The organism is Xanthomonas sp. NCPPB 2250, assembly GCF_056725265.1.
Genome location: NZ_CM161520.1, coordinates 4,193,932 through 4,212,468 on the forward strand (window position 1 = coordinate 4,193,932; position 18,537 = coordinate 4,212,468).

Consider the following 18,537-nt stretch of genomic DNA (forward strand, 5'->3'; position numbering starts at 1 on the left):
GATTACTCCTCAACCTGGACGAGGTACTGAACCTTGTTGATCAGGCCGCGCACTTGCGGGCTGTCCTTCAGTTCGCGCACATCGTTGAGCTTGTTCAGGCCCAGGGCACGCACCGACAGGCGGTGACGCGACTGGGTACCACGCAGGCCGCGCACCAGGCGCACCTTGACGGTCTTGGTGGATTCATTAGCCATGGGTCAGATCCTCCACCTTCTTGCCGCGCTTGGCCGCGATGCGGGCCGGCGACTGCATGTCTTCCAGGCCGCGCAGGGTGGCGCGCACCAGGTTGATCGGGTTGCGCGAACCGACGGCCTTGGCCAGCACGTTCTTCACGCCCACCGCTTCCAGCACGGCGCGCATGGCACCGCCGGCGATCACGCCGGTACCTTCCGAGGCCGGCATCATGAACACGCGCGCCGCGCCGTGGCCGGACTTCACCGGGTGCCACAGGGTGCCGTTGTTCAGATCGATGTTGAGCATGCCCTTGCGCGCATACTCCATCGACTTCTGGATCGCGACCGGCACTTCGCGCGCCTTGCCGTAACCGAAGCCGATCTTGCCGTTGCCGTCGCCGACCACGGTCAGCGCGGTGAAGGTGAACTGGCGACCGCCCTTGACCGTCTTGCTGACGCGGTTGACCGCGACCAGCTTCTCGATCATGCCGTCGTCGACTTTCTCTTCGCGGTTGCGGTCGCGATCACGACCCCGCGGTGCACGCTGTTCTTCAGCCATTGTGATGTCCTTGATAGAGGAAAAGATTTACGGCTTCGTTGCCGCTTGTGGTTGTGGTCTGGAGCCGTGTTCCCCGGACGCGCGCAGAAGGCGCGCCAAGGTCCGATGCAGCCCGCATCGGCGGGACGGGCGCGGCTTCGCCGCACCCGCAAGGATCAGAACTGCAGGCCGCCTTCGCGCGCGGCGTCGGCCAGCGCCTTGATGCGGCCGTGGTAGCGGTAGCCCGAGCGGTCGAACGCGACCTTCTCGACGCCCGCGGCCTTGGCGCGCTCGGCGATCAGCTTGCCCACCTTGGCGGCGGCGTCGCTGTTCTTGCCGTTCTTCAGGCCGTCCTTGACGTCGGCCTGCAGGGTGTTCGCCGCGGCGAGCACCTTGGAGCCGTCGGCGGTGAAGACCTGCGCGTACAGGTGCTGGCCGGTGCGCAGCACCGACAGGCGGGCGACGCCGAGCTCGCGGATGTGGGCGCGGGTCGACTTGGCGCGACGCAGGCGGGCGATGTTCTTGTTGATGGTCATGTCTGTGTCCTAGGAAAGCTGAAGGAAGCGAGGCGTTCGTTCGGAAACCCGGCCCCGCAGGGCCGGAATCCTGATGGAAGCGCCGGGCTTAGGCCTTCTTGGCTTCCTTGCGAATGATGGCTTCACCGGCGTACTTCACACCCTTGCCCTTGTAGGGCTCCGGCGGACGGAAACCGCGGATCTTGGCGGCGACTTCGCCGACGCGCTGCTTGTCGGCGCCCTGCACCAGGATCTCGGTCTGGGTCGGCGCGGTCAGGGTGATGCCCTCCGGCGCGACGAACACGATCGGGTGCGAGAAACCGAGCGCCAGGCTCAGGTCCTTGCCCTGCATCGTGGCGCGGTAACCGACGCCCACCAGCTCGAGCTTGCGCTCGAAGCCCGCGGACACGCCCTGCACCATGTTCGCCAGGATGGCGCGGACGGTGCCGGTGATCGCGATGTGCGACGGATCGTTCGCCGACAGCGTGGCGACACCGTTTTCCTGCTTGATTTCGACGCCGGCCGGCTTGGCCAGCGACAGGGTGCCCTTCGGGCCCTTGACGCTGAACTGATCGGCCTGGACGGTGAGTTCGACGCCCTTCGGGAGGGTGATCGGCTTCTTGGCTACGCGGGACATGTGAGTGCTCCTTCCCTTAGGCCACGAAGCACAGGACTTCGCCACCGACGCCGGCCTGACGGGCCTGCGCATCGGTCATGATGCCCTTGGACGTGGAAATGATGGCAACGCCCAGACCGCCGAGAACCTTCGGCAGCTCGGTCTTGCCGCGATACTGGCGCAGACCCGAACGCGACACGCGCTTGAGCGTATCGATGACCGGACGGCCCTCGAAATACTTCAGCACGATTTCCAGTTCGGACTTGTTGTTCTCGATCGCGTTGACGCGCAGATCGCTGATGTAGCCTTCGGCCTTCAGCACTTCGGCGATCGCAACCTTGATCTTGGAGGACGGCATCTTCACCGTCGGCTTGCCAACCGCGGCCGCATTCTTGATGCGGACCAGCAGGTCGGCGATGGGATCAGTCATGCTCATGGTGTCTACCTTTGAGTGCACCGATATCCGCTTTCGCGAAAATCTTGTGTGGTGGAGCGGTGGAATGACGCAGGGGGTGAAGCGCGCAATCGCCGGAGGAATCCGCGGCGGCTGCCATACCCGTCCCTGCCGCGAGGCAAGGAGCGGGAGTATACGACAAAAAGTCCGACTTGCGTCGGACTCGTTGTTTGAACGACACGCGGGCGGCTACACCGCCCTGCCCGGCCCCGCGAACGGGACCGGTGCCGCTGGCATTACCAGCTTGCCTTGCGCAGGCCCGGAACGTCGCCGTTCATGGTCGCCTTGCGCAGCATGTTGCGGCCCAGGCCGAACTTGCCGTACACGCCACGCGGGCGGCCGGACAGTTCGCAACGGGTCCGCTGGCGGCTCGGCGACGAATCGCGCGGCAGCTTCTGCAGCTTGGTCACGGCCTCGGCCTTCTCGTCGTACGAGGCGGTGCCGGAGGCGATGATCTTCTTCAGCGCATCACGCTTGTCGGCGAACTTCTTCGCCAGCTTCTTGCGCTTGATGTCGCGGTTGACCATGGAGGTCTTTGCCATCTGTAAATCCTCGGGGTTCGAGAGTGGGGATGGAGATTTCCAGAACCCGGGATGTGGCGGGCGCAACGCCCTTCCATCCCGGATCCCGAATCCCGAATCCCGGCTGTCAATCAGTTACGGAACGGGAACTTGAACGCTTCGAGCAGCGCCTTGGCTTCGGCGTCGGTCTTGGCGGTGGTGGTGATGGCGATATCCATACCGCGGATCGCGTCGACGGCGTCGAAGTCGATTTCCGGGAAGATGATCTGCTCCTTCACGCCCATGTTGAAGTTGCCGCGGCCGTCGAACGAACGCCCCGAGACACCGCGGAAGTCGCGCACGCGCGGCAGCGAGATGTTGATCAGGCGGTCCAGGAACTCGTACATCTTGGCGCGACGCAGCGTGGTCTTGCAGCCGATCGGCCAACCATCGCGGATCTTGAACGACGCCACCGAGATGCGCGACTTGGTCACCACCGGCTTCTGGCCGGAGACCTTGGCCATGTCGGCAACGGCGTTTTCCAGGATCTTCTTGTTCGTCGCCGCCTCGCCCACGCCCATGTTCAGCGTGACCTTGACCAGCTTCGGCACTTCCATCGGATTGGTGTAACCGAACTTCTTCATCAGAGCCGGTACCACTTCTTCCTTGTAGATCTTTTCGAGACGGGAAGTCATTGTGTCATTCCTCAGGCGTCGAGCGCCTCACCGCTGGAGCGGAACACACGCAGTTTGCGTCCATCCTCCAGCACCTTGAAGCCAACGCGGTCGCCCTTGCCCGTCGCCGGGTTGACGATCGCCACGTTGGAAATATGGATCGACGCTTCGCGCTCGACCACGCCGCCGGCGACGCCCGCCTGCGGGTTCGGCTTGGTGTGGCGCTTGACGATGTTCGCGTTGGAGACGACCACGCGGTCGCCGTCGACGCGGACGACTTCGCCCTGCTTGCCCTTGTCCTTGCCGGTGGTGACGACGACCTGGTCGCCCTTCTTGATACGGTTAGCCATGTGTATGTCCTCCGCTCACAGCACTTCGGGAGCGAGCGAGACGATCTTCATGAACTTCTCGGACCGCAGCTCGCGGGTCACAGGCCCGAAGATGCGCGTGCCGATCGGCTCCTGCTTGTTGTTGAGCAACACCGCGGCGTTGCCGTCGAAGCGGATCAACGAACCGTCCGGACGACGCACACCCTTGCGGGTACGCACGACGACGGCGTCGTAGACTTCGCCCTTCTTGACCTTGCCGCGCGGGATCGCGTCCTTGACGGTGACCTTGATGATGTCGCCAATGTGCGCGTAGCGGCGCTTGGAGCCGCCGAGCACCTTGATGCACATCACTTCCTTGGCACCGGAATTGTCGGCGACGTCGAGGTAGCTCTGCATCTGGATCATGATTCAGATCTCCCTTATTCGGCCGCGCGGGTGACGATTTCCACCACCCGCCAGTTCTTGGTCTTGGACATCGGCGCAATCTCGGTCACGCGCACGACATCGCCTTCGTTGCAGGCGTTGTCGGCGTCGTGGGCGTGGAGCTTGGTCGAGCGCTTGATGTACTTGCCGTACAGCGCATGCTTGACCTGACGCTCCACCAGCACGGTGACGGTCTTGTCCATCTTGTTGCTGACCACACGGCCTTCGACCGTGCGCAGCGTCTTGCTTTCGTTATTGTCGCTCATCGCGGCCATCCTTACTTCGTGCTGCCGAGCAGGTGCTTGACGCGAGCGATCTCGCGGCGCACCCGGCGGGTTTCGTGAGTCTTCGGCAGCTGCCCGGTGACCTGCTGCATGCGCAGGGCGAACTGCTCCTTGCGCAGATCGGTCAGGTGGGCCTTCAGATCGTCGGCCGACTTCTCGCGGAGTTGTTTGATGTCCATCAGCGTACCGTCCGGGTCACGAAGGTGGTGGTCACCGAAAGCTTGGCAGCGGCCAGGCGGAACGCCTCGCGCGCGACATCTTCGCCGACGCCTTCGATTTCATAGATCATGCGACCGGGCTGGATCTGCGCGACCCAGTACTCGACGTTACCCTTACCGGAGCCCATTCGCACTTCGATCGGCTTCTTGGTGATCGGCTTGTCCGGGAACACGCGGATCCACATCTTGCCGCCGCGCTTGACGTAGCGGCTGATCGAGCGGCGCGCCGCTTCGATCTGGCGCGCGGTCAGCTGACCGTGCGCCGTGGCCTTCAGCCCGTACTCGCCGAAGCTGACGGCGTTTCCGCTCCACGCCAGGCCGTCGTTACGACCCTTGTGCATCTTGCGGTATTTGGTTCGCTTGGGTTGCAACATTGCCGTTACCTCGCTTCACGGGCCGGACGCGACGGACGGTCGCCACGGTCGCCGCGATCGTTACGATCGTTGCGCGGGGAATCGTCCTGCTTTTCCTGGCCAACCTGGGAGAAATCGAAGATCTCGCCCTTGTAGATCCAGACCTTGATGCCGATGATGCCGTAGGTCGTCTTGGCTTCAGCGAAGCCGTAGTCGATGTCGGCACGCAGCGTGTGCAGCGGCACGCGGCCCTCGCGGTACCACTCGGAACGGGCGATTTCCGCACCGTTCAGACGGCCGGCGACGTTGACCTTGATGCCCAGGGCACCCAGGCGCATCGCGTTGCCGACCGAGCGCTTCATCGCGCGGCGGAACATGATGCGACGCTCCAGCTGCTGCGCGATCGACTCGGCGACCAGCTGCGCATCCAGCTCCGGCTTGCGCACTTCGGTGACGTTGATGTGGGCGGGGACGCCCATCATCTCGCTCACTTCCTTGCGCAGCTTCTCGATGTCCTCACCGCGCTTGCCGATCACCACGCCCGGACGGGCGGTGTGGATCGTCACGCGCGCGGTCTTGGCCGGACGCTCGATCAGGATCTTGCTGATGCCCGCCTGCGCCAGCTTCTTGCGCAGCATTTCGCGGACCTTGAGGTCGGCTGCCAGGTAACCGGCAAACTCGGCCTTGTTGGCGTACCACTTGGAATTCCAGTCCTTGGCGATACCCAGGCGGATTCCGATCGGATGAACTTTATGACCCATCGTCTTTTCCTTTCCGCTTACTTGGCGGCGCCCACAACCACAGTGATGTGGCTGGTGCGCTTGAGGATGCGGGTACCGCGGCCTTTCGCCCGCGCCATGAAACGCTTCAGGGTCGGACCTTCATCAACCATGATGGTCTTGACCTTCAGCTCGTCGACATCCGCGCCTTGATTGTTCTCGGCATTGGCGATCGCCGACTCCACCACCTTCTTGATCAGGTGGGCAGCCTTCTTGTCCGAGAACTTCAGCAGGTTGACCGCCCGCTCGGCGGAAAGACCGCGCACCTGGTCAGCGACCAGGCGGGCCTTCTGCGGGGAGATGCGCGCGGTGCGCAGGATTGCTTTCGCTTCCATCGTCATCTCTCCTTACCGGCCCGACTTCTTGTCGCCACCGTGACCCTTGAAGGTCCGGGTGACGGCAAATTCGCCGAGCTTGTGACCGACCATGTTCTCGTTGACCAGCACCGGAACGTGGTTCTTGCCGTTATGCACGGCGATGGTGAAACCCACCATCTCCGGCAGGATCATCGAACGTCGCGACCAGGTCTTGATCGGACGCTTGCTGCCGGCCGCGGCCTCCACCTTCTTGACGAGGTGGTGATCGACGAACGGGCCCTTCTTGAGTGAACGTGCCATGGTCGATTAGCCCCTACGATCGCGGACGATGAATTGTTCGGTGCGCTTGTTATGGCGCGTCTTGTAACCCTTGGTCGGGACACCCCACGGGGTGACCGGATGCGGATTACCCTGACCGGCCTTCGCCTCACCACCACCGTGCGGGTGGTCGACCGGGTTCATGGCCGCACCGCGAACGGTCGGACGCACGCCGCGCCAGCGCTTCGCGCCCGCCTTGCCCAGCTTCTCGAGGTTGTGCTCGTCGTTGCCGACTTCGCCGATGGTGGCGCGGCACTCGGACGGCACCTTGCGCATTTCGCCGGAGCGCAGACGCAGGGTGGCGTAGATGCCTTCACGCGCGACCAGCTGCACCGCGGCGCCGGCGGCACGCGCGATCTGCGCGCCCTTGCCCGGCTTCAGCTCGATCCCATGGACGGTGGTACCGACCGGGATGTTGCGCAGCGGCAGGGTGTTGCCGGTCTTGATCGGCGCATCCGAACCCGCGATCACCTGATCGCCGGCCTTCAGGCCCTTCGGCGCGATGATGTAGCGGCGCTCGCCGTCGGCGTAGCACAGCAGGGCGATATGGGCGGTGCGGTTGGGATCGTATTCGATCCGCTCCACGCGCGCCGGGATACCTTCCTTGTTGCGCTTGAAGTCGATGACGCGGTAGTGCTGCTTGTGGCCACCGCCGACGTGGCGGGTGGTGATGCGGCCGTGGTGGTTACGACCACCGGACTTGCTCTGCTTTTCCACCAGTGCAGCGTGCGGGGCGCCCTTGTGCAGATCGGGCGTGACCACGCGCACGGCCGAACGACGGCCTGCGGAGGTGGGCTTGAATTTCATCAATGGCATGGGATGTACCTCAGGCCTTGGCCGTTACGTCGATGGACTGGCCTTCGGCCAGACGCACGTACGCCTTGCGCCAATCGCCGCGACGACCGCTGCGCGAACGGAAGGACTTGTTCTTGCCCTTGACGTTCAACACGTTGACCGACTCGACCTTGACGTCGAACAGCTGCTCGACCGCGGCCTTGACATCGGCCTTGGTGGCTTCGTTCGAAATCTCGAAGACGTACTGATTGGAGAGTTCCTGCAGGCGCGCGGTCTTTTCGGAGACACGCGGAGCGCGCAGCACGCTGAAGATTTTTTCGTTGCTGCTCATGCCAGCCACTCCTCGACCTTCTTGACCGCATCGGCGGTGATCACGACCGTATCGGCCCCGACCAGCGACACCGGATCCAGGCCCTGCACGTCGCGCACTTCCACGTAGGGAAGGTTGCGGGCGGACAGGTACAGATGCTCGGACGCTTCTTCGGTCACGATCAGCGGGCGCTTGCCCACTTCCAGACCCTTCAGCTTCTCGACCAGGCCCTTGGTCTTGCTGGCCTCGACGTCGAACGCGTCGACGACCATCAGGCGGCCCTGGCGGTTCAGTTCCGAGAGGATCGCGCAGATGGCCGCGCGGTACATCTTGCGGTTGACCTTCTGCTCGAAGCTGCGCGGCTTGGCCGCGAAGGTCACGCCACCGCCGACGAAGATCGGAGCGGTCAGCGCGCCGTGGCGAGCGCCACCGCCCTTCTGCTTCTTCGACTTCTTGGTGGTGCCGTTGACTTCCGAACGCGTCTTCTGCGCCTTGGTGCCGGCACGGCCGGCGTTGCGATAGGCGACGACGACCTGGTGAACCAGATCCTCGCTGAAATCGCGGCCGAACACGGCGTCGGAGACCGAGACCTTGTTGTTGCTACCCGTGATAACGAGTTCCATCGTCATCTCTCCTTATGCCTTGCTAGCCGGACGCACGATCACGTCGCCACCGGCAGCGCCAGGCACAGCGCCGCGAATGGCGATCAGGCCACGCTCGACGTCGACCTTGACCACTTCCAGATTCTGCGTGCTCTGCTGCACCGCGCCCATGTGGCCGGACATCTTCTTGCCCGGGAAAACGCGACCCGGGGTCTGGCGCTGACCCAGCGAACCCGGCGCGCGATGCGACAACGAGTTACCGTGGGTGGCATCGCCCATGCGGAAGTTGTGCCGCTTGATGGTGCCCTGGAAGCCCTTGCCCTTGGTGACGCCCTGGACGTCGACCTTCTGGCCGACGGCGAAGATGTCCGCCTTGATTTCGCCGCCGACGGCGAACTCGCCCAGCTGCGCGTCCTCGACGCGGAACTCCCACAGGCCGCGACCGGCTTCGACCTTCGCCTTGGCGAAATGGCCGGACGCCGGCTTGTTGACCAGCGCGGCGCGACGGGCGCCCACGGTGATCTGCACGGCGCTGTAGCCGTCGGCTTCGACGGTCTTGAGCTGGGTGATGCGGTTCGGGGTCGCTTCGATCAGGGTGACCGGGATGGAGCGGCCGTCTTCGGTGAAGACGCGGCTCATGCCGGCCTTGCGGCCCACGAAGCCCAACGAATACTTCTTCGTCATGGTCGTAGTCCTCAGGTCAACTTGATCTGGACATCGACGCCAGCCGCGAGCTCGAGCTTCATCAGCGCGTCCACGGTCTTGTCGTTGGGGTCGACGATGTCGAGCACGCGCTTGTGCGTGCGGGTCTCGTACTGGTCACGCGCGTCCTTGTCGACGTGCGGGGAAACGAGGATGGTGTAGCGTTCGATCTTGGTCGGCAGCGGGATCGGGCCACGCACTTGCGCGCCGGTCCGCTTGGCCGTCTCGACGATCTCGCTGGCCGAACGGTCGATCAAACGATGATCGAACGCCTTCAGCCGAATCCGGATCTTTTGGTCCGCCATGACGGTGGGTTCCTTCGTTAAAAGAGCGACGGGCAAGGCCTCTGGGATACCTGCCCCGGTTGTTTCCTGATGTCGTACCGCAGAGCATCCGGCTCGGCGGGGGCATTCCTCCGCCCCAAAAACTGGGGCAGACCAGTCGACCCGGCCTGCCCAGACGGAAAAGTATAATGCGCAGCTAGAGCAGCGTCAACAACCAAGGGCTGTTGAGTGCTCCATGCGACGCGACCTTCCCGGTCCTGCGAACACGAGCGGCGTCCTGCCTCTCTTTTCGCTGTCTTACCGGCGCCCTACCCAGGAACGCCGAGCCGCGCATTATAGCGACGACTTCACGCCTCCGCAACACCTCGCGACGACAAATCGCCAGCACGTTCGCCTGCCCAAAAACGACGAAGGGCCGGCGTGCGCCGACCCTTCGCGATGCCGGCGACCGAGGTCGCTGGCGATTCCAGCCGGCGGCCTTCGCCGCCGGAGGGCATTACTTGATGATCTTGGCCACCACGCCGGCGCCGACGGTACGGCCACCTTCGCGGATCGCGAAGCGCAGGCCTTCGTCCATCGCCACCGGGTTGATCAGCGTCACCACCATCTTGACGTTATCGCCCGGCATCACCATTTCCACGCCTTCCGGCAGCTGCACCGCACCGGTGATGTCGGTGGTGCGGAAGTAGAACTGCGGACGGTAGCCCTTGAAGAACGGAGTGTGACGGCCACCCTCGTCCTTCGACAGCACGTACACCTCGGCTTCGAACTCGGTGTGCGGCTTGATCGAACCCGGCTTGCACAGCACCTGGCCGCGCTCCACGTCGTCACGCTTGGTGCCGCGCAGCAGCAGGCCCGCGTTGTCGCCCGCCTGGCCCTGGTCCAGCAGCTTGCGGAACATTTCCACGCCGGTCACGGTGGTCTTCTGCGTCGCACGGATGCCGACGATTTCGATTTCGTCGCCCACCTTGATGATGCCGCGCTCGATACGGCCGGTCACCACGGTGCCGCGGCCCGAGATCGAGAACACGTCTTCCACCGGCATCAGGAACGGCTTGTCCACGTCGCGCTGCGGCTCCGGGATGAACGAGTCCAGCGCGTCCACCAGCTTCAGGATCGCCGGCACGCCGATCTCGCTCTGGTCGCCTTCCAGCGCCAGACGGGCCGAACCGTGGATGATCGGGGTGTCGTCGCCCGGGAAGTCGTACTTGCTCAGCAGCTCGCGCACTTCCATCTCGACCAGCTCGAGCAGCTCGGCGTCGTCGACCATGTCGGCCTTGTTCAGGAACACCACGATGTGCGGCACGCCGACCTGACGCGACAGCAGGATGTGCTCGCGGGTCTGCGGCATCGGGCCGTCAGCGGCCGAGCACACCAGGATCGCGCCGTCCATCTGCGCCGCACCGGTGATCATGTTCTTGACGTAGTCCGCGTGACCCGGGCAATCCACGTGCGCGTAGTGGCGCGTCGGGGATTCGTATTCCACGTGGGCGGTCGAGATCGTGATGCCGCGCGCCTTCTCTTCCGGCGCCGCGTCGATCGCGTCGTACGCCTTGAACTCGCCGCCGAAGCGCTCTGCGCCGATCTTGGTCAGCGCCGCGGTCAGCGTGGTCTTGCCGTGGTCGACGTGACCGATGGTGCCGACGTTGACGTGCGGCTTGGTGCGCTCGAACTTACCCTTTGCCATGTTTTCTCTGCCTCGTGATTCGTATTGGGGGAACAGAGAGCGGGATGCGGCGCGGACCTGGTCCGCCGCACGCATCCCGCCGCTCTAGTCTCAGCTCTTCTTGATGACCGCTTCGGCGATGTTGGCCGGCGCTTCGGCGTAGTGGTCGAACTCCATCGAGAAGGTGGCGCGACCCTGCGACATCGAGCGCAGCGTAGTGGCGTAGCCGAACATTTCGCCCAGCGGCACCATCGCGTTGATCACCTTGCCCGACGGGCTGTCGTCCTGGCCCTGCAGGATGCCGCGACGACGGCTGACGTCGCCCATCACATCGCCCAGGTAGTCTTCCGGCGTCACCACCTCGACCTTCATGATCGGCTCCAGCAGCACCGGGTTGGCCTTGTTGAAGCCTTCCTTGAAGCCCATCGAGCCGGCGATCTTGAACGCCATTTCCGAGGAGTCGACGTCGTGGTACGAACCGTCGATCAGGCGCACCTTGACGTCCACGATCGGGTAGCCGGCCATCACGCCGTTGGCCACCGCTTCCTGGATGCCCTTGTCCACCGCCGGGATGTATTCCTTCGGCACCACGCCACCGACGATCGCGTTCTCGAAGGTGTAGCCCAGGCCCCGCTCCTGCGGCTCGATCTCGAGCACGACATGGCCGTACTGGCCCTTACCGCCGGACTGACGCACGAACTTGCCTTCCTGCTTGACCGCCTTGCGGATGGTCTCGCGGTAGGCCACCTGCGGCTTGCCGACGTTGGCTTCGACGTTGAACTCGCGCTTCATGCGGTCGACCATGATTTCCAGGTGCAACTCGCCCATGCCGCGGATGATGGTCTGGCCGGATTCCTCGTCGGTGTTGACGCGGAACGAGGGATCTTCCTGCGCCAGACGGCTCAGCGCGATGCCCATCTTTTCCTGGTCCGACTTGGTCTTCGGCTCGACCGCCATCGAGATCACCGGCTCCGGGAACACCATGCGCTCCAGGATGATGATGTTGTCCTGCGCGCACAGCGTGTCGCCGGTGGTGACGTCCTTCAGGCCCACCGCCGCGGCGATGTCGCCCGCGCGCACTTCCTTGATCTCTTCGCGGTTGTTGGAGTGCATCTGCAGGATGCGACCCACGCGCTCCTTCTTCGACTTGACCGGGTTGTACACCTGGTCGCCGGAGTTCAGCGTGCCGGAGTAGACGCGGAAGAAGGTCAGCGAGCCCACGAACGGATCGGTCATGATCTTGAACGCCAGCGCCGAGAACGGCGCGGTGTCGGTGGCCGGACGGCTGTCTTCCTTGTCGTCCTCGTCGATGCCCTTGACCGGCGGACGGTCGCTGGGCGACGGCAGCAGCTGGATCACGCCGTCGAGCATCGCCTGCACGCCCTTGTTCTTGAACGCGGTACCGCAGTACACCGGCACCACTTCCACCTTCAGGGTGCGCTCGCGCAGGCCGTTGATGATCTCGGCTTCGGACAGGTCGCCCTCGTTGAGGTACTTGTCCATCAGGTCTTCGTTGGCTTCGGCGGCGGCCTCGACCATGAACGCACGCGCTTCGGTGGCCTTGTCGGCCAGGTGCGCGGGAATCTCGCGGTACTCGAACACGGTTCCCTGCGAGGCGGTATCCCAATGGACCGCCTTCATCTTGATCAGGTCGACCACGCCCTCGAAACCGTCTTCGGCGCCGATCGGCACCTGCATCGGCACCGGGTAGGCACCCAGACGCGACTTCAGCTGCTCGACGACCTTGTCGAAGTTGGCGCCGGTGCGGTCCATCTTGTTGACGAAGGCAAGGCGCGGCACCGCGTACTTGTTGGCCTGGCGCCACACGGTCTCGGACTGCGGCTGCACGCCACCGACCGCACACAGCACGAACACCGCGCCGTCGAGCACGCGCAGCGAACGCTCGACTTCGATGGTGAAGTCGACGTGCCCGGGGGTATCGATGATGTTGAAGCGGTGCTGCGGCAGCGACTTGTCCATGCCGCTCCAGAACGCCGTGGTGGCCGCGGAGGTGATGGTGATGCCGCGCTCCTGCTCCTGCTCCATCCAGTCCATCGTCGCGGCACCGTCATGCACCTCGCCGATCTTGTGGCTGACGCCGGTGTAGAACAGGATGCGTTCGGAGGTGGTGGTCTTGCCGGCATCGATGTGGGCCATGATGCCGAAATTGCGGTAACGCTCGATGGGAGTGGTACGGGCCACAGGGAGCCTCTCAAATTTCTTGGATTTCGGATGGCCGAACGCCGCCTTGCGGCGGCCTTCGGATTTGTGCCGCGCGCGACGGCGCAGCTAGCAGCACTTCTAGATAGTGCTGACGGGCCCCGTTTCCAAGGCCCGGAAGGTCACCAGCGGTAGTGCGCGAACGCCTTGTTCGCTTCCGCCATGCGGTGAGTCTCTTCGCGCTTCTTGATGGCGCCACCACGGTTTTCCGAGGCGTCGACCAGCTCGGCCGCCAGCTTGCGCGGCATCGAGTTCTCGCCGCGCTTGCGCGCCGAGTCGATCAGCCAGCGCATCGCCAGCGCCATGCGACGGGAGGAACGCACCTCGACCGGCACCTGGTAGGTGGCACCGCCGACGCGGCGCGACTTGACTTCGACCGCCGGAGCGACGTTGTCCAGCGCCTTCTGCACCAACTCGACCGCGTTGGGGTTCTTCTCGCCGATGACGTCCATCGCGCCGTAGACGATCTTTTCGGCAACCGACTTCTTGCCGCTCAGCATCACCATGTTGATGAAGCGGGCGATGGTCTCGCTCCCGTGCTTGGGATCCGGGAGAACGGCGCGCTGCGGCGTATTACCTTTACGTGACATGTGTGCTTCCCTTAGCTCTTCTTCGGACGCTTGGCGCCGTACTTGGAACGACCCTGGCGACGCTTGGCGACGCCGGCGGCATCGAGCGAACCGCGCACGGTGTGGTAGCGCACGCCCGGCAGATCCTTGACGCGACCGCCGCGGATCAGGACCACGGAGTGCTCCTGCAGGTTATGGCCTTCGCCACCGATGTAGCTGATGACCTCTTCCTGGTTGGTCAGGCGCACCTTGGCGACCTTACGCAGGGCCGAGTTCGGCTTCTTCGGGGTGGTGGTGTACACGCGCGTGCAGACGCCACGGCGCTGCGGGCACTTGTCCAGCGCCGGAGAGGCGCTCTTGTAGGTGGTCGCCTGCCGCGGCTTGCGGACCAGCTGGTTGATCGTCGCCATCAGTGGATTCTTCTGATTGAGGCCGTCGGGCCTGGATGCGTGAAAACGAAGGCAGGCCGAAGGACGGCCTGCCGAGACAGGAAAGTATAGCGGGCAAGTCAAAGCGCCGTCAACACAACGGAATTTTTACTTGCTGGCCCATCCGGGGCCGGAATACGGGGCGCTTCCGCTGCGCCCCCTTTCGCTTGGTAGACCGGCCCCGCGAGCGGGACCGGTCCGGCTTGCTGTTTTTACTCTTCGCTGCCCGCAGCCGCCGGCGCGGAGGTCTCGACCGCCGGCTCGGCGCTGCCGCCGGACAGGGTCTGCATCTCCGACTCGGTCAGGCCGCTGGCATTGCGGCGGCGCGTGTTGTGGTACGCCAGGCCGGTACCGGCCGGGATCAGGCGACCCACGATCACGTTTTCCTTCAGGCCGCGCAGCGTATCGCTGGTGCCGCGGACCGCCGCCTCGGTGAGGACGCGGGTGGTCTCCTGGAACGACGCGGCCGAGATGAACGATTCGGTCGCCAGCGAGGCCTTGGTGATGCCCAGCAGCACCGGCTCGTACTTGGCCGGCAGCTCGTTGCGGGTCACCAGGCGGGCGTTCTCCTCGATGACGCGCTGGCGCTCGGCCTGCTCGCCGTTGAGGAACTTGCTGTTGCCCTGGTCGGTGATCTCGACCTTGCGCAGCATCTGCCGGGTGATGACCTCGATGTGCTTGTCGTTGATCTTCACGCCCTGCAGGCGGTACACGTCCTGGATTTCCTTGACCAGGTACGCGGCCAGCGGCTCGACGCCCAGCAGACGCAGAATGTCCTGCGGGCTCGGCTCGCCGTCCACCACGGTTTCGCCCTTGGCCACGTGCTCGCCTTCGAACACGATGATCTGGCGGTACTTCGGGATCAGCTCTTCGTGCTCCGACCCGTCGGTGTCCTTGATGATCAGGCGCTGCTTGCCCTTGGTGTCCTTGCCGAAGCTGATGATGCCCGAACGCTCGGCCAGGATCGCCGGATCCTTCGGCTTGCGCGCCTCGAACAGGTCGGCCACGCGCGGCAGACCACCGGTGATGTCGCGGGTCTTGGACGCTTCCTGCGGGATCTTGGCGACCACGTCGCCCACGCCGACCGGCGCGCCGTCCTGCAGGTTGACGATCGAGCGCGGCGGCAGCAGGTACTGCGCCGGCAGATCGGTGCCCGGGATGGTCAGGTCGTTGCCCTTGCCGTCGACGATGCGCACGATCGGGCGCAGGTCCTTGGCCTGGGTGCCGCGACGCTTCGGATCGGTGATCTCGCGCGAGGCCAGGCCGGTCAGTTCGTCGGTCTTCTCGATGACGGTGACGCCGTCGATGAAGTCGATGAAGCGGATGAAACCGGCCACTTCCGACACGATCGGGTGGTTGTGCGGATCCCAGTTCGCCACCGACTGGCCGGCCTTGACGGCGTCGCCGTCCTTGGCGGTGATGGTGGCGCCGTACGGCAGCTTGTAGCGCTCGCGCTCGCGGCCGTGGCCGTCGAGCACCGACAGTTCGCCCGAACGCGACACCGCCACCAGCGAACCGTTGGCGTGCTCGACCGACTTGAGGTTGTTGAACTTGATCGAACCGGTGGTCTTGACCGTGATGTTGTCCACCGCCGCCGCACGCGAGGCCGCGCCGCCGATGTGGAAGGTACGCATGGTCAGCTGGGTACCCGGCTCGCCGATCGACTGCGCGGCGATGACGCCGACCGCTTCGCCGATGTTGACCAGGTGGCCACGGGCCAGGTCGCGGCCGTAGCAACGCGCGCACACGCCAAACGCCGATTCGCAGGTGATGGTCGAGCGGACCTTGACTGACTGCACGCCGGCCTCTTCCAGCTTGGCCACCCACTGCTCGTCGAGCAGGGTGTTGCGGGTGACGATCGGATCCTCGTCGTTGCCCGGCAGGAACACGTCCTCGGCCACCACGCGGCCGAGCACGCGGTCGCGCAAGGGCTCGACCACGTCGCCGCCTTCCACGATCGGGGTCATGGTCAGGCCGTCGGTGGTGCCGCAATCCGGCTCGGTGATCACCACGTCCTGCGCCACGTCGACCAGGCGACGGGTCAGGTAACCGGAGTTGGCGGTCTTCAGCGCGGTATCGGCCAGACCCTTACGGGCACCGTGGGTGGAGTTGAAGTACTCCTGCACGTTCAGGCCTTCGCGGAAGTTCGCCTTGATCGGCGTCTCGATGATCGAGCCGTCCGGGCGGGCCATCAGGCCGCGCATGCCGGCCAGCTGACGGATCTGCGCCTGCGAACCACGCGCGCCGGAGTCGGCCATGATGTACAGCGAGTTCATCGACTTCTGGTCGATGGTCTCGCCCTTGGCGTTGACCACCTTCTCGGTGCCGATGGTGTCCATCATCGCCTTGGCGATGCGCTCGTTGGTGCGCGACCAGATGTCCACGACCTTGTTGTAGCGCTCGCCGGCGGTGACCAGACCGGACTGGTACTGCTCCTGGATTTCCAGCACTTCCTGCTCGGCTTCGCCGAGGATGCCCTTCTTCTCCGACGGGATCAGCATGTCGTCGATGCCGATCGACACGCCGGCGCGGGTCGCGTAGGCGAAGCCGGTGTACATCAGCTTGTCGGCGAACACGACGCTGTCCTTCAGACCCAGCTGGCGGTAGCTGGAGTTGATCAGGCGGCTGATGTTCTTCTTGGTCAGCTCGGTGTTGGCCAGCGCGAACGGCAGGCCTTCCGGCAGGATCTCGGCCAGCAGCGCGCGCCCGATCGTGGTGTCCACGATCGAGGTCTTCTTGCTGCGGTTGCCTTCTTCGTCGATCACCGTCTCGGTGATGCGGACCTTGACCTTGGCGTGCAGTTCGACCGCACGGTTGTCGTAGGCGCGCTTCACTTCGGCGATGTTGGCGAACACCATGCCCTCGCCCTTCTTGTTCTCCAGGGCGCGGCTCATGTAGTACAGGCCCAGCACCACGTCCTGCGACGGCACGATGATCGGCTCGCCGTTGGCCGGCGACAGGATGTTGTTGGTGGACATCATCAGCGCGCGCGCTTCCAGCTGCGCTTCCAGCGACAGCGGCACGTGCACGGCCATCTGGTCACCGTCGAAGTCGGCGTTGAACGCGGTGCAGACCAGCGGGTGCAGCTGGATCGCCTTGCCTTCGATCAGCACCGGCTCGAACGCCTGGATACCCAGACGGTGCAGGGTCGGCGCACGGTTCAGCAGCACCGGGTGCTCGCGGATCACCTCTTCCAGGATGTCCCAGACTTCGGCTTCTTCGCGCTCGACCAGCTTCTTGGCGGCCTTGATGGTGGTGGCCAGGCCGCGACGCTGCAGCTTGGCGAACACGAACGGCTTGAACAGCTCCAGCGCCATCTTCTTCGGCAGGCCGCACTCGTGCAGACGCAGGGTCGGGCCGACCACGATCACCGAACGGCCGGAGTAGTCCACGCGCTTGCCGAGCAGGTTCTGACGGAACCGGCCCTGCTTGCCCTTGATCATGTCGGCCAGCGACTTCAGCGGGCGCTTGTTGGTGCCGGTGATGGCACGGCCGCGACGGCCGTTGTCCAGCAGCGCATCGACCGATTCCTGCAGCATGCGCTTTTCGTTGCGCACGATGATGTCCGGCGCGTTCAGCTCGAGCAGGCGGCGCAGGCGGTTGTTGCGGTTGATGACGCGGCGGTACAGGTCGTTCAGATCGGAGGTCGCGAAGCGGCCGCCGTCCAGCGGCACCAGCGGACGCAGATCCGGCGGCAGCACCGGCAGCACGGTCATCACCATCCACTCCGGACGGTTGCCGGACTCGATGAAGGCCTCGATCAGCTTGATGCGCTTGGTCAGACGCTTGAGCTTGGTTTCCGAACCGGTGCTGGCGATCTCTTCGCGCAGACGGGTCATTTCCGACTGCAGGTCGATGGTGCGCAGCAGTTCGTACACGGCCTCGGCGCCCATGGCGGCGTCGAAGTCGTCGCCGTGCTCCTGACGCGCGGTCAGGTACTGCTCTTCGGTCAGCAGCTGGCGGCGCTCCAGGGCGGTCAGGCCCGGCTCGGTCACCACGTAGGCTTCGAAGTACAGCACGCGCTCGATGTCGCGCAGGGTCATGTCCAGCATCAGGCCGATGCGCGACGGCAGCGACTTCAGGAACCAGATGTGCGCGACCGGCGAGGCCAGGTCGATGTGGCCCATGCGCTCGCGACGCACCTTGGCCAGGGTCACTTCGGTGCCGCACTTCTCGCAGACCACGCCACGGTGCTTCATGCGCTTGTACTTGCCGCACAGGCACTCGTAGTCCTTGATCGGGCCGAAGATGGCGGCGCAGAACAGGCCGTCGCGCTCGGGCTTGAAGGTACGGTAGTTGATGGTTTCCGGCTTCTTCACTTCGCCGAAGGACCACGAACGGATCAGGTCCGGCGAGGCCAGCGCGATCTTGATCGCGTCGAAGTCCAGCGTCTGGCGCTGCTGGTTGAAGAGGTTGAGCAGGTCTTTCATTTGATTTCTCCGGGAATCGGGAATAGCGAATAGGGAATCG

Annotated in this window: 25 protein-coding genes; all 25 read right to left on the bottom strand. The window is 64.6% G+C overall.

Features of this window, described 5'->3' with window-relative positions; all coding sequences use genetic code 11:
- Positions 1-2: 2 nt before the first annotated feature.
- Entirely contained in the window at positions 3-194 is a 192-nt protein-coding gene (gene rpmD, locus AC1PMG_RS16940) for a 50S ribosomal protein L30 (protein ID WP_010340450.1), read from the bottom strand.
- On the bottom strand, positions 187-732 hold the full coding sequence (rpsE, locus tag AC1PMG_RS16945; RefSeq protein WP_010340449.1) for a 30S ribosomal protein S5: 546 nt from the start codon (positions 730-732) through the stop codon (positions 187-189). The genes rpmD and rpsE overlap by 8 nt, the downstream gene beginning before the upstream one ends.
- A 155-nt stretch (positions 733-887) precedes the next feature.
- Positions 888-1,247, bottom strand: a complete 360-nt coding sequence (gene rplR, locus AC1PMG_RS16950) for a 50S ribosomal protein L18 (RefSeq protein WP_160967017.1) — start codon at positions 1,245-1,247, stop codon at positions 888-890.
- Positions 1,248-1,335: 88 nt separating this feature from the next.
- Positions 1,336-1,863 carry a 50S ribosomal protein L6 gene (gene rplF, locus AC1PMG_RS16955; RefSeq protein ID WP_295935123.1) on the bottom strand — a complete coding sequence of 176 codons (528 nt, stop codon included), beginning with the start codon at positions 1,861-1,863 and terminating at the stop codon, positions 1,336-1,338.
- A gap of 16 nt (positions 1,864-1,879) precedes the next feature.
- Positions 1,880-2,278, bottom strand: coding sequence for a 30S ribosomal protein S8 (rpsH, locus tag AC1PMG_RS16960; protein ID WP_010340446.1), 399 nt, complete (start codon positions 2,276-2,278; stop codon positions 1,880-1,882).
- Between the two features lie 254 nt (positions 2,279-2,532).
- Positions 2,533-2,838, bottom strand: a complete 306-nt coding sequence (rpsN, locus tag AC1PMG_RS16965) for a 30S ribosomal protein S14 (RefSeq protein WP_010341607.1) — start codon at positions 2,836-2,838, stop codon at positions 2,533-2,535.
- 110 nt (positions 2,839-2,948) lie between these two features.
- The gene (gene rplE, locus AC1PMG_RS16970; protein WP_010341606.1) at positions 2,949-3,491 is read right to left on the bottom strand and encodes a 50S ribosomal protein L5; all 543 of its coding nucleotides are present in this window, start codon (positions 3,489-3,491) and stop codon (positions 2,949-2,951) included.
- Between the two features lie 11 nt (positions 3,492-3,502).
- Positions 3,503-3,820 carry a 50S ribosomal protein L24 gene (rplX, locus tag AC1PMG_RS16975; RefSeq protein ID WP_043093029.1) on the bottom strand — a complete coding sequence of 106 codons (318 nt, stop codon included), beginning with the start codon at positions 3,818-3,820 and terminating at the stop codon, positions 3,503-3,505.
- A 15-nt stretch (positions 3,821-3,835) separates the two neighbouring features.
- Entirely contained in the window at positions 3,836-4,204 is a 369-nt protein-coding gene (gene rplN / locus AC1PMG_RS16980) for a 50S ribosomal protein L14 (protein WP_003486699.1), read from the bottom strand.
- 14 nt (positions 4,205-4,218) lie between these two features.
- Complete coding sequence (rpsQ, locus tag AC1PMG_RS16985) at positions 4,219-4,488, bottom strand: 30S ribosomal protein S17 (RefSeq protein ID WP_010341599.1); 270 nt, start codon at positions 4,486-4,488, stop codon at positions 4,219-4,221.
- An 11-nt stretch (positions 4,489-4,499) separates the two neighbouring features.
- Positions 4,500-4,685, bottom strand: a complete 186-nt coding sequence (gene rpmC / locus AC1PMG_RS16990; RefSeq protein ID WP_010341597.1) for a 50S ribosomal protein L29 — start codon at positions 4,683-4,685, stop codon at positions 4,500-4,502.
- A complete protein-coding gene (gene rplP, locus AC1PMG_RS16995) occupies positions 4,685-5,098 on the bottom strand; it encodes a 50S ribosomal protein L16 (RefSeq protein ID WP_003470657.1) in 414 nt (137 codons plus the stop codon). The genes rpmC and rplP overlap by 1 nt, the downstream gene beginning before the upstream one ends.
- Before the next feature lie 5 nt (positions 5,099-5,103).
- On the bottom strand, positions 5,104-5,838 hold the full coding sequence (rpsC, locus tag AC1PMG_RS17000) for a 30S ribosomal protein S3 (protein WP_010341595.1): 735 nt from the start codon (positions 5,836-5,838) through the stop codon (positions 5,104-5,106).
- 17 nt (positions 5,839-5,855) lie between these two features.
- Positions 5,856-6,191 (bottom strand): 50S ribosomal protein L22, encoded by a 336-nt coding sequence (gene rplV / locus AC1PMG_RS17005; RefSeq protein WP_003470663.1) that lies wholly within the window; start codon positions 6,189-6,191, stop codon positions 5,856-5,858.
- 12 nt (positions 6,192-6,203) lie between these two features.
- Positions 6,204-6,473 (bottom strand): 30S ribosomal protein S19, encoded by a 270-nt coding sequence (rpsS, locus tag AC1PMG_RS17010; protein WP_010341594.1) that lies wholly within the window; start codon positions 6,471-6,473, stop codon positions 6,204-6,206.
- Between the two features lie 6 nt (positions 6,474-6,479).
- A complete protein-coding gene (gene rplB, locus AC1PMG_RS17015) occupies positions 6,480-7,307 on the bottom strand; it encodes a 50S ribosomal protein L2 (protein ID WP_010341593.1) in 828 nt (275 codons plus the stop codon).
- 10 nt (positions 7,308-7,317) lie between these two features.
- Positions 7,318-7,617, bottom strand: coding sequence for a 50S ribosomal protein L23 (rplW, locus tag AC1PMG_RS17020; RefSeq protein ID WP_010341592.1), 300 nt, complete (start codon positions 7,615-7,617; stop codon positions 7,318-7,320).
- Positions 7,614-8,219 (bottom strand): 50S ribosomal protein L4, encoded by a 606-nt coding sequence (gene rplD / locus AC1PMG_RS17025; RefSeq protein WP_010341591.1) that lies wholly within the window; start codon positions 8,217-8,219, stop codon positions 7,614-7,616. The genes rplW and rplD overlap by 4 nt, the downstream gene beginning before the upstream one ends.
- Before the next feature lie 12 nt (positions 8,220-8,231).
- The gene (gene rplC / locus AC1PMG_RS17030; protein WP_010341590.1) at positions 8,232-8,882 is read right to left on the bottom strand and encodes a 50S ribosomal protein L3; all 651 of its coding nucleotides are present in this window, start codon (positions 8,880-8,882) and stop codon (positions 8,232-8,234) included.
- Positions 8,883-8,893: 11 nt separating this feature from the next.
- Positions 8,894-9,205: a 30S ribosomal protein S10 gene (gene rpsJ, locus AC1PMG_RS17035; protein WP_010341589.1), complete on the bottom strand. Its 312-nt coding sequence runs from the start codon at positions 9,203-9,205 to the stop codon at positions 8,894-8,896.
- Positions 9,206-9,680: 475 nt separating this feature from the next.
- Complete coding sequence (tuf, locus tag AC1PMG_RS17040) at positions 9,681-10,871, bottom strand: elongation factor Tu (protein ID WP_043093035.1); 1,191 nt, start codon at positions 10,869-10,871, stop codon at positions 9,681-9,683.
- Between the two features lie 90 nt (positions 10,872-10,961).
- Positions 10,962-13,052, bottom strand: a complete 2,091-nt coding sequence (fusA, locus tag AC1PMG_RS17045) for an elongation factor G (protein WP_209249504.1) — start codon at positions 13,050-13,052, stop codon at positions 10,962-10,964.
- 140 nt (positions 13,053-13,192) lie between these two features.
- The gene (gene rpsG, locus AC1PMG_RS17050) at positions 13,193-13,660 is read right to left on the bottom strand and encodes a 30S ribosomal protein S7 (protein WP_048490049.1); all 468 of its coding nucleotides are present in this window, start codon (positions 13,658-13,660) and stop codon (positions 13,193-13,195) included.
- An 11-nt stretch (positions 13,661-13,671) separates the two neighbouring features.
- A complete protein-coding gene (rpsL, locus tag AC1PMG_RS17055) occupies positions 13,672-14,049 on the bottom strand; it encodes a 30S ribosomal protein S12 (protein WP_160967003.1) in 378 nt (125 codons plus the stop codon).
- A 230-nt stretch (positions 14,050-14,279) separates the two neighbouring features.
- A complete protein-coding gene (gene rpoC, locus AC1PMG_RS17060) occupies positions 14,280-18,497 on the bottom strand; it encodes a DNA-directed RNA polymerase subunit beta' (protein WP_342073871.1) in 4,218 nt (1,405 codons plus the stop codon).
- Positions 18,498-18,537 lie beyond the last annotated feature (40 nt).